At 64.5% G+C, this 18,118-nt stretch carries 19 protein-coding genes; 9 read left to right on the top strand and 10 right to left on the bottom strand.

Annotation, left to right across the window (positions count from 1 at the left end; genetic code table 11):
• Positions 1–92: 92 nt before the first annotated feature.
• Genes FOY51_RS15850 through ygfZ form a run of 3 tightly spaced genes read right to left on the bottom strand, consistent with a single transcriptional unit; the run spans position 93 to position 2,790 of the window.
• Complete coding sequence (locus FOY51_RS15850; protein WP_149431229.1) at positions 93–1,049, bottom strand: asparaginase; 957 nt, start codon at positions 1,047–1,049, stop codon at positions 93–95.
• Positions 1,049–1,684, bottom strand: coding sequence for an MOSC domain-containing protein (locus FOY51_RS15845; protein ID WP_149431228.1), 636 nt, complete (start codon positions 1,682–1,684; stop codon positions 1,049–1,051). Before FOY51_RS15845 ends, FOY51_RS15850 begins: the two co-directional genes overlap by 1 nt.
• A complete protein-coding gene (gene ygfZ / locus FOY51_RS15840; protein ID WP_235916394.1) occupies positions 1,681–2,790 on the bottom strand; it encodes a CAF17-like 4Fe-4S cluster assembly/insertion protein YgfZ in 1,110 nt (369 codons plus the stop codon). The genes FOY51_RS15845 and ygfZ overlap by 4 nt, the downstream gene beginning before the upstream one ends.
• A gap of 47 nt (positions 2,791–2,837) precedes the next feature.
• Between ygfZ and FOY51_RS15835 the strand changes: the two genes are divergently transcribed.
• From FOY51_RS15835 to cydC, 5 genes are all read left to right on the top strand, one after another.
• Positions 2,838–3,695, top strand: a complete 858-nt coding sequence (locus FOY51_RS15835; protein ID WP_149431226.1) for an aminodeoxychorismate lyase — start codon at positions 2,838–2,840, stop codon at positions 3,693–3,695.
• A gap of 72 nt (positions 3,696–3,767) precedes the next feature.
• The gene (locus tag FOY51_RS15830; RefSeq protein ID WP_149431225.1) at positions 3,768–5,231 is read left to right on the top strand and encodes a cytochrome ubiquinol oxidase subunit I; all 1,464 of its coding nucleotides are present in this window, start codon (positions 3,768–3,770) and stop codon (positions 5,229–5,231) included.
• A gap of 9 nt (positions 5,232–5,240) precedes the next feature.
• Positions 5,241–6,266: a cytochrome d ubiquinol oxidase subunit II gene (gene cydB, locus FOY51_RS15825; protein ID WP_149431224.1), complete on the top strand. Its 1,026-nt coding sequence runs from the start codon at positions 5,241–5,243 to the stop codon at positions 6,264–6,266.
• On the top strand, positions 6,263–7,960 hold the full coding sequence (cydD, locus tag FOY51_RS15820; RefSeq protein WP_149431223.1) for a thiol reductant ABC exporter subunit CydD: 1,698 nt from the start codon (positions 6,263–6,265) through the stop codon (positions 7,958–7,960). The genes cydB and cydD overlap by 4 nt, the downstream gene beginning before the upstream one ends.
• Positions 7,953–9,623 (top strand): thiol reductant ABC exporter subunit CydC, encoded by a 1,671-nt coding sequence (gene cydC, locus FOY51_RS15815; protein ID WP_149431222.1) that lies wholly within the window; start codon positions 7,953–7,955, stop codon positions 9,621–9,623. Before cydD ends, cydC begins: the two co-directional genes overlap by 8 nt.
• A gap of 262 nt (positions 9,624–9,885) precedes the next feature.
• Here cydC and FOY51_RS15810 read toward each other — a convergent pair whose 3' ends face one another.
• Together FOY51_RS15810 and FOY51_RS15805 are read right to left on the bottom strand one after the other, a co-directional pair.
• Complete coding sequence (locus tag FOY51_RS15810) at positions 9,886–10,890, bottom strand: hypothetical protein (RefSeq protein ID WP_149431221.1); 1,005 nt, start codon at positions 10,888–10,890, stop codon at positions 9,886–9,888.
• 121 nt (positions 10,891–11,011) lie between these two features.
• Complete coding sequence (locus FOY51_RS15805; RefSeq protein WP_149431443.1) at positions 11,012–11,644, bottom strand: heme-binding beta-barrel domain-containing protein; 633 nt, start codon at positions 11,642–11,644, stop codon at positions 11,012–11,014.
• Positions 11,645–11,929: 285 nt separating this feature from the next.
• Between FOY51_RS15805 and FOY51_RS15800 the strand changes: the two genes are divergently transcribed.
• Positions 11,930–12,433, top strand: a complete 504-nt coding sequence (locus FOY51_RS15800; RefSeq protein WP_149431220.1) for an RNA polymerase sigma factor — start codon at positions 11,930–11,932, stop codon at positions 12,431–12,433.
• Positions 12,430–12,924: a hypothetical protein gene (locus FOY51_RS15795; RefSeq protein WP_149431219.1), complete on the top strand. Its 495-nt coding sequence runs from the start codon at positions 12,430–12,432 to the stop codon at positions 12,922–12,924. Before FOY51_RS15800 ends, FOY51_RS15795 begins: the two co-directional genes overlap by 4 nt.
• A 70-nt stretch (positions 12,925–12,994) precedes the next feature.
• Here the strand turns inward: FOY51_RS15795 and FOY51_RS15790 are convergent, their stop codons facing one another.
• The 5 genes from FOY51_RS15790 to FOY51_RS15770 form a co-directional block, all read right to left on the bottom strand.
• Positions 12,995–13,300 (bottom strand): DUF1416 domain-containing protein, encoded by a 306-nt coding sequence (locus FOY51_RS15790; protein WP_149431218.1) that lies wholly within the window; start codon positions 13,298–13,300, stop codon positions 12,995–12,997.
• A 2-nt stretch (positions 13,301–13,302) separates the two neighbouring features.
• Complete coding sequence (locus FOY51_RS15785) at positions 13,303–14,136, bottom strand: sulfurtransferase (RefSeq protein ID WP_149431217.1); 834 nt, start codon at positions 14,134–14,136, stop codon at positions 13,303–13,305.
• Between the two features lie 32 nt (positions 14,137–14,168).
• The gene (locus FOY51_RS15780) at positions 14,169–14,639 is read right to left on the bottom strand and encodes a DUF4395 domain-containing protein (RefSeq protein WP_149431216.1); all 471 of its coding nucleotides are present in this window, start codon (positions 14,637–14,639) and stop codon (positions 14,169–14,171) included.
• A 279-nt stretch (positions 14,640–14,918) separates the two neighbouring features.
• The gene (locus FOY51_RS15775) at positions 14,919–15,353 is read right to left on the bottom strand and encodes a thioredoxin family protein (RefSeq protein WP_149431215.1); all 435 of its coding nucleotides are present in this window, start codon (positions 15,351–15,353) and stop codon (positions 14,919–14,921) included.
• A complete protein-coding gene (locus FOY51_RS15770) occupies positions 15,350–16,132 on the bottom strand; it encodes an LmeA family phospholipid-binding protein (protein ID WP_149431214.1) in 783 nt (260 codons plus the stop codon). The genes FOY51_RS15775 and FOY51_RS15770 overlap by 4 nt, the downstream gene beginning before the upstream one ends.
• A gap of 134 nt (positions 16,133–16,266) precedes the next feature.
• On the opposite strand from FOY51_RS15770, the gene FOY51_RS15765 reads away from it, so the two are divergent.
• Positions 16,267–17,016 carry a winged helix-turn-helix transcriptional regulator gene (locus FOY51_RS15765; RefSeq protein WP_149431213.1) on the top strand — a complete coding sequence of 250 codons (750 nt, stop codon included), beginning with the start codon at positions 16,267–16,269 and terminating at the stop codon, positions 17,014–17,016.
• The gene (gene mshD / locus FOY51_RS15760) at positions 17,017–17,928 is read left to right on the top strand and encodes a mycothiol synthase (protein ID WP_149431212.1); all 912 of its coding nucleotides are present in this window, start codon (positions 17,017–17,019) and stop codon (positions 17,926–17,928) included. It abuts the gene before it with no gap.
• Positions 17,929–18,118: the final 190 nt, after the last annotated feature.

The raw sequence follows: 18,118 nt of genomic DNA, 5'->3' as shown, positions 1-18,118 counted from the left end.
AGTGTGTATTTTCCTGTCTCACACTCTAGCGTGCGAATCGCGGTCGCGCTCCCAGGAGATGCGCGTAACGGTCACCGGTTTTTCGATCGGCGTCAGAAAAGGCCCGGGATCGCGCGAACGGTACCCACTCGAGCACCCCCGCCGAGCACCGGTTGCGACGCCATATCGGCGTAATCCTCGTTCCAGTCGACCCCGATTCGATGCAGAATCGCCGCGGTCAACGGCAGTCGAGGCCGCTCGCCGCCGTCGTCGATCTTGAAAGCGAAGGCCGTTCCGTCCGGAAGAGCGCCTGCTTGGACGCCGTCGGCCCCTGCCTTGCAGAGCAGACCCGGTACTGCCGACATCAATACGAGGTCGTCCTTGTCGGTCCCGGACACCAGGAACGGATGCTCCCGGACGGCGTCGGCGACGTTGCGCTCCGGCGACCCGGGTTCGGCGGTGACGAACTTCGCATAGGCGCGCGCCAGATTGGTCAGCGAAACGGGGACGATGGGTAGTCCGCAGCCGTCGATGCCGAGCTCGGATTCCGGTTCGCCGGTCAGGTCGGCGACGGTGTCGACGACCGCTCGTTGCAGGGGGTGCGCCGAATCGAGGTAGTTCTCGGTGGGCCAGTCGTTGGCCTGGCAGGTGGCCAGCATCGCGGCATGCTTGCCCGAGCAATTCATGAAGATCCGACGGGATCGGGCCCCGCCACCCGTGATCACCGCGGCGCGCGCGAACTCGTTGCCGGGCAGCTCAGGCGGGCAGAGCAGTTGATCCTCGACGAGGCCGTGCCGATCCAGGAGCCGCTTCACCAACTCGATGTGCTGGCGCTCGCCCTCGTGGGATGCCGTCGCGATGGCCAGCTCGTCGGTATCGACTGGCTGAAAACCGTTGCGCAGCAAAGTGAGCACCTGCATCGGCTTGTTCGACGATCGCGGATAGATCGGTGTGTGGACGGCGCCCAGTTCCAGATCCGGTTCGCCGTCGGGTCGCAGGATCACCACCGACCCGCTGTGGACGCACTCGCGAAAGCCGGAACGCACCACCTCGACCAGTTCGACGCCCATCAGCGAAGCACCCGATCCAGTGCCTTGGTCGCTCGCGCGCGTTCGTAATCGCAGAGGGACGGTTCATCCGAAAGCAGCAGCCGCATCCGGTTGCGATCCGTTCCGCGGAACAGATCGCGCACCGTGACGCCGTGGTCAGGAATGGACACGACATCGATGGTGTCACCCGCCGCGATCGAGCCTTCTGTCAGGACCCGCAGATAGGCGCCGACGTCACCGCGCACGGTGAAACGCTTCACCCAATGCGCCTGCTCGGACCAACGCTGAAAGGTTCCACACGGCACACGCGGACCACTGACCTGCAGGACCGCACCGCCGATCCGCCAGATCTCGCCGATCACCGCATCGGTGACCGGGAGACCGGCGACGCGCAGGTTCTCGCCGAACCAGCCGTTGTGCAACGGCACGCCGAGTTCGTCGGCCCAGCGCGCGGCCTCGTCGTCGCCGTATGCGTAGACGGCTTTGTCGAGCCCGCCGTGATCGACGGTGTTGCACACGTGGTCGCCGTCCAGGCCCAATGCCGCCGCCCGAACAGGACCGTCGACCGGTCTCTTGTCGATTGCCGTGAGACCGACACGACCGCTGTCGTAGCGATCGGCATGGACTACGCAGACGGCAAGGACCGTCGCGCTCATCGGCCCCGCAATCGCTCGACGGCTGCCCGGCCGGCTTGGATCTCGTCGCGCGTCCGGATCGAGTCGGGGTCGATGGACGCCGCGCACGGCCCGGCTCCCAGCGCGGTATCCACCGGTACCGAGCGCTTGACCAGCGCCAAGGCGATCGGACCGTATTCGTAATGATCGATCACGGTGCCGACGCGGCCGACGGCTCGGCCGTCGGCTGTCACCGGATCGCCGGTGTTCGGCCTGCCATCGGCGGACCCGTCGAGGTGCAGCAGCACCAGTTGGCGCGGCGGCTTGCCCAGGTTGTGGACGCGCGCGACCGTTTCCTGCCCCCGGTAGCAGCCCTTGTCCAGGTGAACGGCACCGGCTTCGTCGATACCGCCGATCCAGTTGACCTCGTGGGGGATGGTCCGATCGTCGGTGTCGAGTCCGATCCGTGGGCGGACGGCGGCAACGCGCAGCGCCTCGAAGGCCCACAGCCCGGCGGGCTTCGCACCCGAGTCGGTCAGTCGCGACCACACGGCGGCGAGCTGGTCGCGCGGGACGATCAGGTCGTAGGAGTGCGCCGTCGGCCACGGCACCTTCCGGACGAACCCGCCGTCGGGCAACGGCTCGGCGCGGTAGTCGTCGGTGGGCAGGACGTCGAGAACCTTCGCAGCGTCCGGTCCGAGCAGGCTCAGGACGGCGTGGTCGTTGGCGTCACGCGGCTCTGCCTTGGCCCAGAACACCATCTTCTTCAGGAAACTCAGCAGGTCGGGGCCGTTTTCCTGCTCGGTGTCGATCCACAGGGTGCCGCCGATGTCAGTCATGACGAAGTGGTGTTCGACTCGCCCGTTGACGTCGAGGCTCAAGTTTTCGGCGGAACCGCCGTCGGGCAGGTTCGTGACGTGCTGACTGGAGATGGTGTGCAACCACGACAGCCGCTCGGCGCCCTCGATCGCGATGACGAATCGGTGGGAACGGTCGACGATCGCTACCGACGCAGCGGCTGCGCGTTGTTCGGGAAACGGATCGCCGTAGTGCCACGCGACGGAGCCGTCCGGCGAGTCGGGAGCGCCCGGTGCGGCGCCGTGCGTACCGAGGATTGGGCTGGGCGACACAACTGCGGATTCGGACACGCCTCCAGTGTAGGAGCGCTGCCAGGTTCGATAGCTACCCTGATGCCATGGCTGCGCGGGTACTGGTGACATTGGATGGAACAAGCCATGACGCGGATACACCGCTGTTGTGCGCGGACGACATGGCGGCGGTCCGTGGCGACGGGGTGTTCGAGACCGTCCTGGTGCGGTCGGGTCGGGCCTGTGTGCTCGAATACCACCTCGAGAGGCTGGCGACGTCGGCAGGCGCTCTCGAATTGCCGAAGCCCGACTTGGACGAATGGCGATCTGCGGTGGAGGTTGCCGTCGCAGAGTGGGGCTCGGATGCCGAAGGGATGCTGCGGATCGTCCTGAGTCGTGGCCGGGAGTCCGGTGGCGAGCCGACGGCGTTCATCACGGTCGGCCCTGTCGCGGATCGGGTTCAGCACGCCCGCACCGAGGGAGTCTCGGCGATGACGCTGGCGCGGGGGCATTCGATCGAACTCAGTCAGACCGCGCCGTGGCAGCTCCTCGGCGCGAAGACGCTGTCCTATGCGACCAACATGGCTGCGTTGCGTTTCGCGGCGCGCTACGACACCGACGACGTCATCTTCGTCAGCAGCGAGGGTCGCGTGCTGGAGGGTCCACGCTCGACAGTCGTGATCATGCGGGACAAGACCCTGATCACGCCGCCTGCGAAGCACGGCATTCTGTCCGGGACCACGCAGCGCGCCCTCTACGAGGTCGCCGAGGACAAGGGCTACACCTGTGAGTACGAGCCGATGTTCCCTGCCGACCTGATCACGGCCGATGGAGTGTGGCTGGTGTCTGGTGTCACCTTGGCTGCTCGGGTGCACACCCTGGACGGACTGCCGCTGGACAAGCCCGCCGCAGCGGCCGAATTCGCGGAGATGGTGGACCTCGCCGTAGAGACGATCGGCACATAACCAGCTCTTGACCTGCCTACTACCGCCGGTAGTATCTACTACATCATGTAGTAAGGACCGGCAGGAGTGGCGATGGACGCCTTGGACGTCTCCAGGTGGCAGTTCGGCATCACGACCGTCTATCACTTCATTTTCGTTCCGCTGACCATCGGCCTTGCTCCGCTGATCGCGGTGATGCAGACCCTGTGGGTGATCACCAAGAAGGATCACTGGTATCGGCTGACGAAATTCTTCGGCAAGCTGTTCCTGATCAACTTCGCGCTCGGTGTCGCCACCGGAATCGTGCAGGAATTCCAGTTCGGCATGAACTGGAGCGAGTACTCACGATTCGTCGGCGATGTGTTCGGCGCTCCACTCGCCCTGGAAGGTCTCGTCGCCTTCTTCCTCGAGTCGACCTTTCTGGGCCTGTGGATCTTCGGCTGGGGTCGGCTGCCGAAACTGGTCCACCTGGCGACGATCTGGCTGGTTGCCATCGGTGTCAACGCTTCCGCGTACTTCATTATCGCGGCCAATTCGTTCATGCAGCATCCGGTGGGCGCTCGCTTCAACCCGGAGACAGGCCGAGCCGAACTGACCAGCATCTGGGAGTTGCTTACGAACAACACTGCGCTGGCGGCGTTTCCGCACGCCGTTGCGGGGGCGTTCCTGACGTCGGGAACCTTCGTTGCCGGCGTGGCCGGTTGGTGGATGGTCCGCAACGTCCGACGCGGAGAAATCGATCTTGCGCGCACCATGTTCCGCCCTGCCGCGCGCATCGGAATGCTGGTGATCGTCATCGCTGGACTCGGCCTCGTCTACACCGGTGACGTGCAGGGCAAGCTGATGTTCGAGCAGCAGCCGATGAAGATGGCGTCGGCGGAATCGTTGTGCCACAGCGGAACCGATCCTGCGTTCTCGGTCCTGACGATCGGCACGCACAACAACTGTGACAGCGTCACCCACCTCATCGAGGTGCCCGGCGTTCTGTCGTGGTTGGCCGAAGGCAAGTTCTCGGGCGTCGAACTCAAGGGTGTCGTCGACCTGCAAAAGGAATACAACGAGAAGTTCGGCCCCGGCGACTACCGGCCCAATCTCTTTGTCACGTACTGGTCTTTCCGCACCATGATCGGCTTGTCGGCAGGCTCGGGACTCCTTGCGCTGGTCGGGTTGTGGATGACTCGCGGCCGCCGCGTGGTGCATCAGCGCTGGTTCGGTTGGCTCAGCTTGCTCGCGATTCCGACGCCGTTCCTCGCCAACAGTGCGGGCTGGGTCTTTACCGAGATGGGCAGGCAGCCTTGGGTTGTCGCGCCGAATCCCACGGGTGTCGACCAGATCCGACTGATGGTGTCGCAGGGTGTGTCCGATCATCCGACGTCGACGGTGGTGATCTCGCTTGTCACGTTCACGGTGATCTACGCCGGCCTCGGTGCGGTGTGGTTCGGCCTGATCCGTCGGTACGTGATCGCGGGTCCACTCGAGCACGATGCGCATCCGCCGGGTGACGACGAATCGGACGCCGATTCCGATGCGCCCTCGCAACTTTCGTTCGCCTACTAGGAGCGTGTGATGGGTATTCACGAGGCGTGGTTCGTGGTCATCGCCTTCCTGTTCCTCGGCTATTTCGTGTTGGAAGGCTTCGACTTCGGCGTCGGAATGTTGATGCCGATACTGGGTCGGGGTGCTGGCAGCGAGAAGCGTCGACGGGTCGTGCTCAACACGATCGGACCGGTATGGGACGGCAACGAAGTGTGGCTGATCACCGCGCTCGGCGCGTTGTTCGCAGCGTTTCCCGAGTGGTACGCGACGTTGCTTTCCGGGTTTTACTTGCCGTTCCTGGTGCTGATCGTGTCTTTGATTCTGCGGGTGTGCGCTATCGAATACCGCGGCAAGATCGACGATCCGGTCTGGCGGGCGCGGTGCGACGCCGGTATCGGAATCGGATCGTGGATACCGGCGGTGCTGTGGGGAGTGGTGCTGGCGAACCTGATTCGTGGTGTGGCGGTCGACTCCGACAAGCAGGTGACCGGCGGACTGCTCGATCTGTTCAGCCCGTACGCACTGCTCGGTGGGTTGACGACGGCGTTGCTGTTCGCGTTGCACGGTGCCGTGTTCATCGCGTTGAAGACAGCCGACGAAGTGCGAGTGGATGCGGGGAAACTGGCTGTGTCCCTTGCTGTTCCTGCCGTGGTCGTGACCGGTGCCTGGGCCCTGTGGACGCAACTCGCGTACGGCAAGGGGTGGACGTGGATCGCTCTCGGTCTTGTCCTCGCGGCGTTGGCAATTGCATTGCCGCTGGCACGGGCCGGTCGTGAAGGCTGGGCGTTCGGAGCGACAGCTGCCGCCGTCGCGTCGTTGGTGGTGCTGGTCTTCGGATCGATGTTCCCGAACGTGCTGCCGTCGACCATCGACTCGGCGTTCGATCTGACCATCCACAACGCGTCGTCGAGCGCCTACACGTTGCGCATCATGTCGTGGGCGGCGCTGTTCACCGCTCCCGTGGTGATCGGGTATCAAGCCTGGACGTATTGGGTTTTCCGGCAACGCATCTCGATGGCGCACATCCCGCCGCCGATCGGATTGCGGACGCGATGACCATATCCGCAGACCGCACCAGCCGCGCCCCGATCGATCCGAGGCTGTGGCACTACTCGCGCTCTGCACGCAGGTATCTGGTGCTGTCCGTGGTGCTGTCGGTTGTGACGACCGCGGCGATCGTGGTGTCGGCCCTGATGATCGGGGAGATTCTTGCCGGGGTGATCGTGACCGCGGATCGTCGGACGATCGGATCGTGGGTGCCGGAGTTGGTGATCCTCGCCTGCGCCGTAGCCGTTCGTGTCGCGACGACGTGGTTGCAAGCTCGGTTCGGGCACCGAGCCGCCACCCAGGTGGTCGCGGAATTGGAAGGCGATGTGTTGGCGGCGTCCGTGGTCTTGCCGCCCCGCGAATTGGACAGTCGGCGAGGCGAACTGGCCACGGTGTTGACGCGCGGGTTGCAAGACCTGCGGCCGTACCTCGCAGGCTACCTGCCCGCATTGCTGCTCGCTGTGATCGTCCCGCCGTGCCTGCTGATTGTGATCGCGACGCAGGATCTGACCTCGGCGGGAATCATCGCGATCACGTTGCCGCTGATTCCGGTGTTCATGATTCTGATCGGCCTGCTGACGAGGGGAGTAGTGGCTTCGGGACATTCCGCAGGCTCCACGTCCGCCAACAGGACGCTGACATCGCTGAGCAGGCTGTCGGACCAACTGCTCGACCTGCTCGCGGGGCTGCCCACGCTGCGCGCACTCGGTCGTGAGAAGGGTCCCGCCGAGCGGGTTCGCGAGCTGGGTGACGGTCACCGCCGGACGGCAATGAAGGCGTTGCGGGTTGCCTTTCTGTCCTCGATGGTGCTGGAACTGCTTGCAACACTGAGCGTTGCGCTGGTCGCAGTGAGCATCGGCCTTCGCTTGGTGTTCGGTGACATGGCGCTGCAGGCGGGCATCATTGCGCTGATTCTGGCGCCCGAGGTGTACCTGCCGTTGCGGTCGGTCGGTGAGCGATTCCATGCCGCAGAGGACGGTATGGCCGCGGCCGGACGAGCGTTCGGTGTACTGGGTGCCTCGGCGGACGTCGTGACGGGGGACCGCTTCACGTTGACTGCTCATCACCGGATCGATCTCGCCCGTGTGAGCGTCCAGGCACGCGATCGCACGGCCCCGCATCGATTGGAGGGCACCCTGCGTCCAGGCTCGATCACCGTGCTGACCGGTCCGAACGGCAGCGGTAAATCGACTGCGCTGCAGGCAGTTCTGGGTCTGGTCTCGGCGTCGTCCGGTCGGGTGCTGGTCGATGGGATCGATGTCACCGCGCTCGATCGGGACTGGTGGTGGAGTCGTGTTGCTTGGCTGCCGCAGCGCCCTGTGCTGATCCCGGGCTCGTTGCGAGAGAATCTGGAGCTGACCGGGATCGTCGGCGGTGATATCGCAGCGGCCTGTGCTGCAACCGGATTCGACGACGTACTTGCGGACCTGCCCGATGGCTGGGACACCGTGGTCGGTGCCGGGGGAGTCGGGCTGTCGCTGGGCCAGCGGCAACGGCTCGCGCTGACGCGGGTGCTGCTGACCGAGCGGCCGGTGCTGCTGCTCGACGAGCCGACCGCGCACCTGGATGCGGAAACGGAAGCGGCGGTACTGCATTCGATCGTAGGTAAGGCGGCATCGGGAGCGACCGTGGTGATGGTCGGACATCGGCCTGCCGTGCTCGCCGTCGCCGACAGGATCGTGGAGGTGAATGGCCATGACTGATCCATTGCTTCGGGCGTTGTCGTTGCTGGACCTGCCGCGCAAGCGAATCACTGCCGCCGTCGGCGCCGGTGTGATCGCGCTGGGTAGCGCGCTTGCATTGGCGGCTTTGGCTGCCTGGTTGATCGCTCGGGCTTGGCAGATGCCGCCGGTGTTGGACCTCTCGGTTGCCGTCGTGTCGGTGCGGGCGTTGGGGATCACGCGGGGGTTGTTCCGCTACCTCGAACGACTTGCCAGTCACGACACTGCTTTTCGCGGCACAACGTCGGCCCGTGCCGAGATCTATCGAAAACTTGCTGTCGGTGACGCCGCTGCTGTGACGAGACTTCGGCGCGGCGATCTGCTGACGAGGACGGGCGACGATGTCGACACCGTGGGCGCGGTGGTGGTGCGGGCGCTGGTGCCGATGGCGGTCGCGGCGGTGCTGTCGGTCGCTGCCGTCGTTCTGCTCGGCATGATCTCTTGGGCCGCTACCGGTGTGCTGGCGGTTGCGTTGGTGGTCGCCGGCGTGGTCGCTCCGATGTTCTCCGCACGGGCCGCCCGCGCTGCCGAGGCCGCAGCGATGACCGCGTCGGCGACCTATGCCGAAAATGCCGTCACCGTACTGGATCACGCGGCGGAGCTGCGCGTCGCAGGCCGAAGCGATGTGGTGATCGAAGCGGCGAAGGCGGCGAGCAACCGTGCTGCCCATGAGTCCGATCGGGCGGCAGGCGGCGCAGCGTTCGCGGCCGCAGCGACGCCCCTGGGTATCGGAGTGAGCGTGCTGGCGTCGTTGATGATCGGAATTCTGTTGGCGGACAACGGTATGTCGCCGATGTCGCTCGCGGTGCTAGTGCTGTTGCCGTTGGCGGCGTTCGAGGCGGTCGGGCCGATGCCTGCCGCTGCCCAGGCTCTCACCCGCGGGCGAGTCGCGGCCGGTCGGATCATGGAGTTGGTCGACAAGGCGACTGCAGCTGGGCGCGACGGCGTTGTGCCCGTCGTTGGCGTGGATATCGAGACATTGGATGTGTGTGCCGGATGGCCGGGCGGCACGGCCACCCGGCCGCAGAACATGACGGTGCCGCCAGGCGGTCGGGTTGCGATCGTGGGGCCGAGCGGATCGGGGAAGACGACGCTGCTGATGACGCTTGCCGGGTTGCTTCCCCCGACTGCGGGTTGGGTGAACGTCGGCGGTATCGACGTCACGGAATTGGATCCCGCCGAGCTGCGGCAGCGGGTGACGTTCTTCGCCGAGGATGCGCATCTGTTCGAGACGTCCTTATTGGAGAATTTGCGCGTCGCGAGGGGTGATCTGAACGAGGTCGATGCGGTGGCGGCGTTGCGGGCTGTCGGGCTGCGGGACTGGGTCGATGCACTGCCGGACGGTGTCGACACGGTGCTGGTCGGTGGTGATCGTGCGGTATCGGGTGGTCAGCGTAGGCGGATCCTGCTGGCGCGAGCGTTGGTTGCGCCTGCCGACGTGCTGCTGCTGGACGAGCCGACCGAGCATCTGGACGCCGCGGCGGGTGCAGAGCTGCTGCGTGCGCTGCTCGATCGCGATTCGGGGCTGCTGGGTGCGGACAGGTCGGTCGTGGTCGTGACGCACCAATTGCCGACCGATACGCGCGCCGATCAGGTGATATCGCTGAATTATGCGCAGCGAGAAAATCTGTTGCCGACTCCCTGAGTGCGCAGTACCTTCGGAATTACACGAGGAAGGAGGTGGTCTGAAGTTGGTGAATTTTAGGACGCGTGAGGTGGCTGCCAGCTAGCCGCTACCGCTGACGGATTCATTGACCGCGCGAGCGGCTGGCGAATCCCAGGCAGCTACCCGACCCCCGAGCCCCCGGTCAGTCCAGACCGGGACCTGAAAGCAGGTATGGCTCGGGGGTCGTTCCATGTGCGGCTCCGCCGCCCGTGCGTGAAATTCAGTGCCCCAACACCCAATTTCACTCACAGTTCGGGCAGGGGTTCGGGCCGAGATCCACGCCACCGCGGACCAGTACCAATCGCACTTCAGCAGCAACTGCGCACGGTTGGTCATGCACTTCCTCCCATCCGAAAACGAGACTGTGCTTGCCTGCGATTTCGGCCGCATTCTCACGTCGCCTGTCACGAAACACGATGTCGCGGAAAGAATGTGCAAGTCGGCCGTCTAGTCGAACGATGAGTTGCGACGAGGTCATTGGATACTCGACGTCCTCGTATAACGTGCGGCCGTCGACCACAACAGGCGATTGTCGCATTGCGCGCGGGAGGCCGTGTGCTTTCTCGACGTCGATAGCATAGTGAAATTCCAGCATTGACTGAACGCCGTCCCGGAGCAGATCGATAGCAGACGCGATGGCCTTGATGTAGCGGCGAGGTTTTCGATCCTGCATCCGCTGCAGTAGTAGATCAGGTCTGACCCCGCCGTTCGTCGCGCACGCGATTAGCGTGGCGTACGCGGCCTTTGGTGTCGGCTCGAGGACTGCCATGTCGAGAACCGTGTCTGCGCGGGATGTGCAAGGGAATTCGCGCTCGACCGCGATGTGTGTGAGCGCGCGAGATCGGTGAACGACGACGCCAGGGTGTCGCAATTCGCCGATGAATGGCGCAGGTTGGTCTGTGCGCGAAATTCGCGAAGGCGCCTGGCTGACCGCCGACCGCCCGTAGCGCAAGGTGATGTGAACCGGATCTGTCTCGTCGATGCGCTGTATGCCCCACAGAGTCGCTGCCGTGCCATGGCTCAGCACTGCGCCGCCCCCGCCGTAGAGGAGAGCGGAATCGAGGACCATTTGTCGATTCAGCGGTCCAGTAGTGACCGCGTAGACACCGTAGAGAACGCGCTGCCACCGACCGGCGGTGACTTCGTGTTCGATCCGGTCGCGGGTATAGCCGAGCCGCCGTAAATGCGGGTACGTCACTAAGCCGCTATGAGTATTGAGCAATGTTTGGAGCGTCGCGTTTTCCATAGCAGGATGGATAGCGCAAGCCACCGTCACAAACGAGCCGAGAAGTCCCGGATTCGTGCAGGCCTGTGGATAAACCGTGAGTGAAATTCAGTGCTCTGGCACCCAACTTCACGCACGGGTGTCAACCGATGTAGCGCTGAAGCCTTGCCGATAGCCGCGGCGCTAGTTCGCCATCGGGCTGGATTCGTTCTTCCACGTATGCCAGATCGCCGCCGTCGACGATGCCGTACAACCGCTTCGCGCCGCCGACCACCACACCCGACTTGCTCTGGATCACCACGTCCGTCGCCAATTGCCAGGACGACTGGTTGAGGGCTTCGCCGTAGAAGAGCTCGATGATGCCCGAGCTGTGGGTGAGCAGCAGTTCGACGGTTTCGTCGCCCTTGGTCGAGTCGCCGCCGATTCGCCAGTATCCGGTCTCCCGCAGATCAGGGCCGGTGTACTCGCCGTCGGCATCGAGTACCCAACTTCGAGACTCCCAGGCCAGGAAATCGCCGCCATCATGCGACACGACAACTTGTTGGCCGAAGCGATAATCGCCGGTCTCGGGTGTGTGGCCCTCGCCCTCGCCGCGCCAGACTCCGACCAGCGGCAGCAATGCGAGCATCGCGGGATTCAGATCGGGACCGAGGCGAAGGTTCGCCGTGTCCTCGGGCAGCGGCAGCCCAGGCAGTGCCGGAATATTGCGCCCGCCGGTTTCTTCGGCGCGAATTGCAGCTTCGGCTACGGCCTGATCGCCGCTGGGTCGTGCCACGGCAGGTGCGTCGACGTGCTCGTCGACAGCGGACTCGACGCCGGGATCCTGATCGGGGCTACCCGCAGGGTCCTGACTCACGACTCGTCGGTGACCAGTCGGTAGATCACATACAGCCCGAACCAAGTGATCAGGAGGGCTGCCGCACCAAGGAGTAATTCGTAGAAGAGGACCACGTCGGCCAGTTTAGACCGCGCGTGTGCCCACCACCGAACGGGAGCTACCAAAAGCAACCTTTCGCGCCTCGGCGCGCGTCATGACAATGAACGGGTTGGAAGGAGGGCAATGGGGGAGGAGGGATTCGCGCTCTACGTCGCCGAAGAATTCACGGCGGCTGCAAAGCGCGCGGCAGGGCGCTTCGACGGCTGGGCGGACGGCGAGGACGCTGTTCAGGAAGCGTTGATCAGAGCCTGGTTGACGACCGAGCAGGGGACCGAGATCAGGTCGTTGCCCGCGTGGATCACGACTGTTGCGCACAACGTCGGCCTCGACACGATCCGGAGTCGGCGAGCTGAAGAGCGAGCATTACGACGGATCGGGTTGCCGCAGAACATGATCGGCGGTCTGGACCGGCTGGAGAGACTCGGTGAGGTGGCCGACGCCATCATCGAGCTGCCGCGCCGCCAGGCCGAGGTATTGGTCCTGCACTACTACGGCGACCTGAGTGTTGCGGAGATCGGCGAGCACCTCGGCATCACCCCTGGCACCGTGAAAGCACTTTGCACCGCGCCCGTGCAGTCCTGGCGTCATCGCTTCGGAGACCTACGACAACGAGGAGCAGGCAGATGAAGGGCTGGATCATGGGTGGGAGCCATCCACACGACTATCACGTCGAGAAGATCGACGAGATGCTCGGCGGCAAGCCGGTCGCGCGGTTGGAATTCGGCGGGGACAAGGTCATCGGCTTCGGCACGATGACGCAGGTCGTCAAGTCCAACCGTTATGCGGGCAAGCGGATGCGGTTGTCGGCGTCGTTGCGCGCCAACGCCATCGAAGGGTGGGCCGGGCTGTGGATGCGAATCGATCGAGCGCACGGGGGAATGCTCGGCTTCGACAACATGCAGGATCGTGCGCTGACCGGATCCTCCGGCTGGCGTCGCGTCGAAATCGTGCTCGACGTGGATGCGACAGAGGCGCAAGCCATTGCTTTCGGCGTCCTGCTGAGCGGCTGCGGGGCCGTCGACATCTCCGATATTCGGTTCGAAGAGGTCGGAAAGGACGTGCCGACAACGGATTCTGCGATCACAGAACCCGTCAACCTCGACTTCACCGAAGATTGAACGCCGAACGGGCGGTTACCGGAGCAAATGCCGAGTGCATTGTCCGGTAACCGCCCGTTCGGCAGTGAGATCAAGCAGAGACGGTGACGTCCACGTTGTGGATGCCGTTGCTCTCGGGACGCACCTTGGCGTCACCGTTGCCCGAGCTGGACAGCGCGCGCACGGTCCAGTCGCCGGGGGCGGCGAAGAAGCGGAAGTCACCGGTGCCCGAGGCGACTACCTCGGCGGTGAACTCGCCGGTGCCGTCGAGCAGCCGCACGAACGCGCCGCCGACAGGCTGGCCGTCGTTGGCGACGACCTTGCCGGTGATGACCGTTTCCTTCTCCACATCAACGCCCGCCGGAATGGCCTGGCCCTGGGTAGGTGCTGCACACATATTTATGCTCCCAACTCGATAGGTGCTCCGACGAGGGAGCCGTACTCGGTCCAGCTTCCGTCGTAGTTCTTGACGTTCTCGTGGCCCAGGAGTTCCTTGAGTACGAACCAGGTGTGCGAGGAACGCTCGCCGATCCGGCAGTACGCGATGGTGTCTTTGGAGCCGTCCAGGCCGGCCTCGCCGTAGATCTCGGTGAGCTCTTCGTCGGCCTTGAAGGTGCCGTCTTCGTTTGCTGCCTTGCTCCACGGCACGTTGAGGGCGCCCGGGATGTGGCCGGGACGCTGGCTCTGCTCCTGCGGCAGGTGCGCCGGGGCGAGGATCTTGCCGGAGAACTCGTCGGGCGAACGGACGTCGACCAGGTTCTTGTTGCCGATGGCATCGATGGCCTCGTCGCGGAACGCACGGATGGTCAGGTCGGGCTCAGCCGCCTTGTACTGGGTGGCCTCGCGGGTCACGGCATCCTGCGACAGCGGACGACCGTCGAGCTCCCACTTCTTGCGACCGCCGTCGAGCAGCTTGACGTCCTGGTGGCCGTAGAGCTTGAAGTACCAGTAGGCGTAGGCAGCGAACCAGTTGTTGTTGCCGCCGTAGAGCACCACGGTGTCGTCGTTGGCAACGCCACGAGCCGACAGCAGATCGGAGAACTGCTCACGATTGACGAAGTCGCGGTTGACCTGGTCCTGCAGATCCTTCTTCCAGTCGAGCTTGATGGCGCCCTCGATGTGGCCGGTGTCGTAGGCCGCGGTGTCTTCGTCGACCTCGACGAAAACCGTCTTGGGGGCGGTCAGGTTCTGCTCTGCCCAGTCGGTGGTGACCAGTACATCGGAGCGAGCCATGGTGATCCTTTCGGGTGTGATCGTGTTAGGAGTTATGCGGCAGCGGGGGTAGAGGTACGGAATCGTGCGACCAGAGGGTAGATCTGGCATCCGAGGCAGATTCCGAAAGCAGCATTGAGGAACGCCGCAAACAACGCGAAACCTGTGAAGATCGCGCCGATCACGGGAGCACCAGCGACAAAACCGATCAGGCCTGCCGCGGCGAAGATGAAGCCGACCAGCTGGGCGAAGCGCAGCGGCGGTGTTGGTTCTTTCTCGGTGGGCTTGCTCAACCGCGGGGCGACAAGCTTTCCGAAAATCTGGCCGTAGGGGCTACGACGCGGGCCGACGGCCGCACCGACGGCGAAAACGACGGCCTGCAGGGCAAGGATCACCGCGGCGGTCGCGACGGAGAAACTGGCAACCAGCAGGACGATCACCAGAACTGCGGTGGTGATCCATGCGGCGAATCGGGGGCCGCGAACATCGACCTGCTCGAGCGGGGTGTTGGTGGTTGTGGACATGACGTGCTCCTGCGCTGGGAATGGCTTGATGGCCGGAAGTTGTGAGGCGAAGGTGTTCGATTTACGACGTGGCGCAACGAGGTGCGGGCAACGATGTGAAAGCGAAGAACGACGCGATCAGCGACAGCAGAGGCAGCAACAACCGCCGAGGCGGCACAGGTCGACTGTGCGGCGACGGGTGAGCATGAGCTCGCGGCGGATTTGCACGACACGGAGTTTACCTGTTTCTGCCGGAAATTGAACTTCTGGCCCCGCGACCACCACTTTTGGCCTTCGAGCTCAGGCGCTCAACGGCTCGAGTGCGCCGCGCAGATCGGCAACCGACGGGACTCCTGCAATCCGGAATCGCTCGGCCGCATCGGCGTCCAGAATGAAGGTGGTCGGCAAGGACAGAACGCCGAGTTCCTTGGCCAGCTGCGGGTTTTCGTCGATGTCGAGTTCGATCTCGACGGGCGGGCGTGGCGTGCCCGACAGGTCGGTGACCACCTGCCCGACGACCCGCCGTACCGCCGCGCACGGACCGCACCAGTCGGCGGAGAAGTGCAAAATCGTCGGCCGTGCACCGTCGACACCGACAGCGGTGAGCATGTCGGTGCGCGAACCCTGACCGTCGGTGGGTGAGACATTGCGGACTTTGCCTGCCCGACTGCGGAGGAAGAGGCCGATGCCTACGGCGAGTACCAGCGCGATCAGCAGAATTGTGATTTGTGTCATGGCCTCTGGAGTTGGTCGATGTCGATGGTCACGTTGTCGCCTTCACCCTCGATGACGATTTGCGAGCCCTGCGCCGACACCTTGGTCGGAACCACGCCGAACGGCAATTGCCGGGTGTCGATGTATCTGTCGAACAAGCCGAGCACGGTCGCCTTCAACTGCTCCGGCACCGCGACGTCGATCCCGCCGTCGCCGCCGGTGTAGAAGTCGCTGGCTGCGATCTTCACCTGATTCCCGTCGAGGACCAGATCGGCTTTCACGCTGACCTTCTGGGTGAAGGGGCCGATGGTGACTGTGCCGGTAAGAACAACGCCGCCGCCGGTCGTGGTCATTCCCGACCCGCCGGATCCGCCGGTGCCGTCCGACTTGTCCGCCGGCGACGCCGAAACCTGCAGGTCAGGGATGCCTAGGAGTTGGCCGAGCTCGGTGGCGTCGATCTTCAGTCGTCCGCCGATGTGATCGACAGGCACTTTGTGCACCTTGCCTTCGATCAGGTCGCTCGCCGGAATGGACACGCCGTTCAGCGTTGCTTCCAGCGTAGTGTTGCTGATCAGATCGGCGCGTACGCCCTGAGCCCTGATCTCGATGTTCTTGTACTTGCCGTCGATGGCCTGCGTGATGAACGGAAAACCGTGGATGGTCACCTCGGGATCCGAACTCAGCTCGCCGCCTTCGCGCAGTGCCCGAGACACTCGGTATTCGGAGTACGCCGCGGCGCCGAAGTCGACGACCACGGCAAGTCCGATGAGGATCGCCAGTCCTAAGATGAGTTTCCGCACCGCACCATTGTGACCGACCCGGCCGAGTGCACCGCCCGCGCGGCGTCGTCGTGACCCGACGTGTTCCCACATCGGCGCGCTAGTCTGTCATCCGACGTACACGCACTCGCAACGCGCGATGGGAGGGTCTGAAGATGGAGCTGCTGCTGCTCACGTCGGACCCCGATCCCGAGTCCGTACTGCCGTCGCTTGCGCTGCTCGCGCATACGGTCCGCCCTGTTCCCACCGAGGTGTCGTCGCTTCTCGAGGCAGGCAGTACCGATGTTGCCCTCGTCGACGCGCGTACCGATCTGGCTGCGGCGCGTGGGCTGTGTCGACTGCTCGGCAGCACCGGTTCCGCTGTTCCTGTCGTCGCGGTGCTCACCGAGGGTGGCTTGGTCGCCGTCAACTCGGACTGGGGACTCGACGACATTCTTCTTCCCGGCACCGGTCCCGCCGAGGTGGATGCACGGCTTCGCCTGCTGGTCGCTCGCAGCGGTGGCATTGCCAGCCCGGAGAACTCGGGCAAGATCACGCTCGGCGAGTTGGTGATCGACGAAGGCACGTACACGGCACGTCTGCGTGGGCGTCCGCTGGATCTCACCTACAAGGAATTCGAACTTCTCAAGTACCTCGCGCAGCACGCAGGCCGGGTCTTCACCCGTGCCCAGCTGCTGCAGGAGGTGTGGGGCTACGACTTCTTCGGTGGCACCCGCACCGTCGACGTCCATGTTCGACGCCTCCGCGCCAAGCTCGGCACCGAATACGAATCGCTCATCGGCACCGTACGCAACGTCGGCTACAAGGCTGTTCGACCGAGCCGCAGTGCCAAGTCGGACAGCTCCGGCCCGGTCGACGACGATGACGACGCCGAATTCGCGCCTGCCAACGGATCGGTCGGCTGAGTGGGCTGGTCCAGTGCCCTCGATGCCGATTCGGCACGGCGCATCGGTGAACTGGTCGAGGCCGCGACCGCGCTCGACGGGGGCACGCCGATCGACGAGCAGGCGGTTCTGTCGCTGACCACGGAATCCGACGCGCTCCACCTCACGCATTCGGTCGATGACACGATCGTCGGCTACGCCAACCTGATTCCCGCGCACGGCGAGCACGGTGCGATGGCAGAGGTGGTCGTCGATCCTGCCGCGCGAGGCAACGGAGTCGGTACCGACCTGGTGCGCGCCGCGTTGAGCGAGGGTGGCCCCGGTGCCCGCGTGTGGGCGCACGGCGATCTGCCGGCCGCGCGTGCGATCGCGTCGAAGCTGAACCTGAGCAGCGCACGTGAGCTGCTCCAGCTTCGACGCCCCCTTGCCGCGCCGGAACTGCCGGATGTCGTTGTGCCAGAAGGTATTTCGCTGCGCACATACGGTGGAACCGGCGACGACGCCGATATTCTGCGGGTCAACAACGCGGCGTTCTCGTGGCATCCAGAACAAGGCGGCTGGACCCAGGCCGAGATCGACGAGCGCCGCACCGCCGACTGGTTCGATCCAGAGGGGCTCTTCCTGGCCTTCTCGGAAAACGCAGCCGACGGCCCGCAACGCCTCGTCGGCTTCCATTGGACCAAGGTCCATTCCGAGACCGATTCGCCCATCGGCGAGGTCTACGTGGTCGCGATCGATCCGGCCGCACAGGGCAGGGGATTGGGACGGCTGCTCACCGTCGCGGGCCTGCGCTACCTGCGAGATCGGGGGCTTGCGGAGGTGTTGTTATACGTCGAAGCGGACAACGTCGCGGCGGTCCATACCTACGGTCGGCTGGGCTTCGAGCGGTTCCATGTGGACGTCGCGTATGCGACTACGTCACATTCGGTCTGATTCGGCGCCAAAAACGGACATTCAGCCCACCTGTTCACTCTCCGTTCACCGAACGGGGACCAAACGTCCACCGCATGCCCTTACCTTTCTCGGTGGGCGGCGCCGCGCTGCCCGGTGCATGCCGATTCGATGCGGGCACCACATTCTTACCGCCGACCAGTCGGCGAGTCGGACAAAGTTTCCCGGAGGA

It is taken from the genome of Antrihabitans cavernicola (genome assembly GCF_008297975.1).
GTDB lineage: Bacteria > Actinomycetota > Actinomycetes > Mycobacteriales > Mycobacteriaceae > Antrihabitans > Antrihabitans cavernicola.
This window is presented reverse-complemented; position numbering and strand designations above follow the sequence as displayed.

Bases quoted from the DNA above. Each gene is read 5' to 3' on its own strand.
- FOY51_RS15795 (WP_149431219.1), top strand. From the start codon at position 12,430: ATGAAGGGCTGGATCATGGGTGGGAGCCATCCACACGACTATCACGTC.
- FOY51_RS15810 (WP_149431221.1), bottom strand. From the start codon at position 10,890: ATGGAAAACGCGACGCTCCAAACATTGCTCAATACTCATAGCGGCTTA.
- FOY51_RS15790 (WP_149431218.1), bottom strand. From the start codon at position 13,300: ATGTGTGCAGCACCTACCCAGGGCCAGGCCATTCCGGCGGGCGTTGAT.
- cydB (WP_149431224.1), top strand. From the start codon at position 5,241: ATGGGTATTCACGAGGCGTGGTTCGTGGTCATCGCCTTCCTGTTCCTC.
- cydD (WP_149431223.1), top strand. From the start codon at position 6,263: ATGACCATATCCGCAGACCGCACCAGCCGCGCCCCGATCGATCCGAGG.
- FOY51_RS15780 (WP_149431216.1), bottom strand. From the start codon at position 14,639: ATGTCCACAACCACCAACACCCCGCTCGAGCAGGTCGATGTTCGCGGC.
- FOY51_RS15800 (WP_149431220.1), top strand. From the start codon at position 11,930: ATGGGGGAGGAGGGATTCGCGCTCTACGTCGCCGAAGAATTCACGGCG.
- FOY51_RS15775 (WP_149431215.1), bottom strand. From the start codon at position 15,353: ATGACACAAATCACAATTCTGCTGATCGCGCTGGTACTCGCCGTAGGC.
- FOY51_RS15785 (WP_149431217.1), bottom strand. From the start codon at position 14,136: ATGGCTCGCTCCGATGTACTGGTCACCACCGACTGGGCAGAGCAGAAC.
- FOY51_RS15765 (WP_149431213.1), top strand. From the start codon at position 16,267: ATGGAGCTGCTGCTGCTCACGTCGGACCCCGATCCCGAGTCCGTACTG.
- cydC (WP_149431222.1), top strand. From the start codon at position 7,953: ATGACTGATCCATTGCTTCGGGCGTTGTCGTTGCTGGACCTGCCGCGC.
- FOY51_RS15835 (WP_149431226.1), top strand. From the start codon at position 2,838: ATGGCTGCGCGGGTACTGGTGACATTGGATGGAACAAGCCATGACGCG.
- FOY51_RS15845 (WP_149431228.1), bottom strand. From the start codon at position 1,684: ATGAGCGCGACGGTCCTTGCCGTCTGCGTAGTCCATGCCGATCGCTAC.
- FOY51_RS15850 (WP_149431229.1), bottom strand. From the start codon at position 1,049: ATGGGCGTCGAACTGGTCGAGGTGGTGCGTTCCGGCTTTCGCGAGTGC.
- FOY51_RS15830 (WP_149431225.1), top strand. From the start codon at position 3,768: ATGGACGCCTTGGACGTCTCCAGGTGGCAGTTCGGCATCACGACCGTC.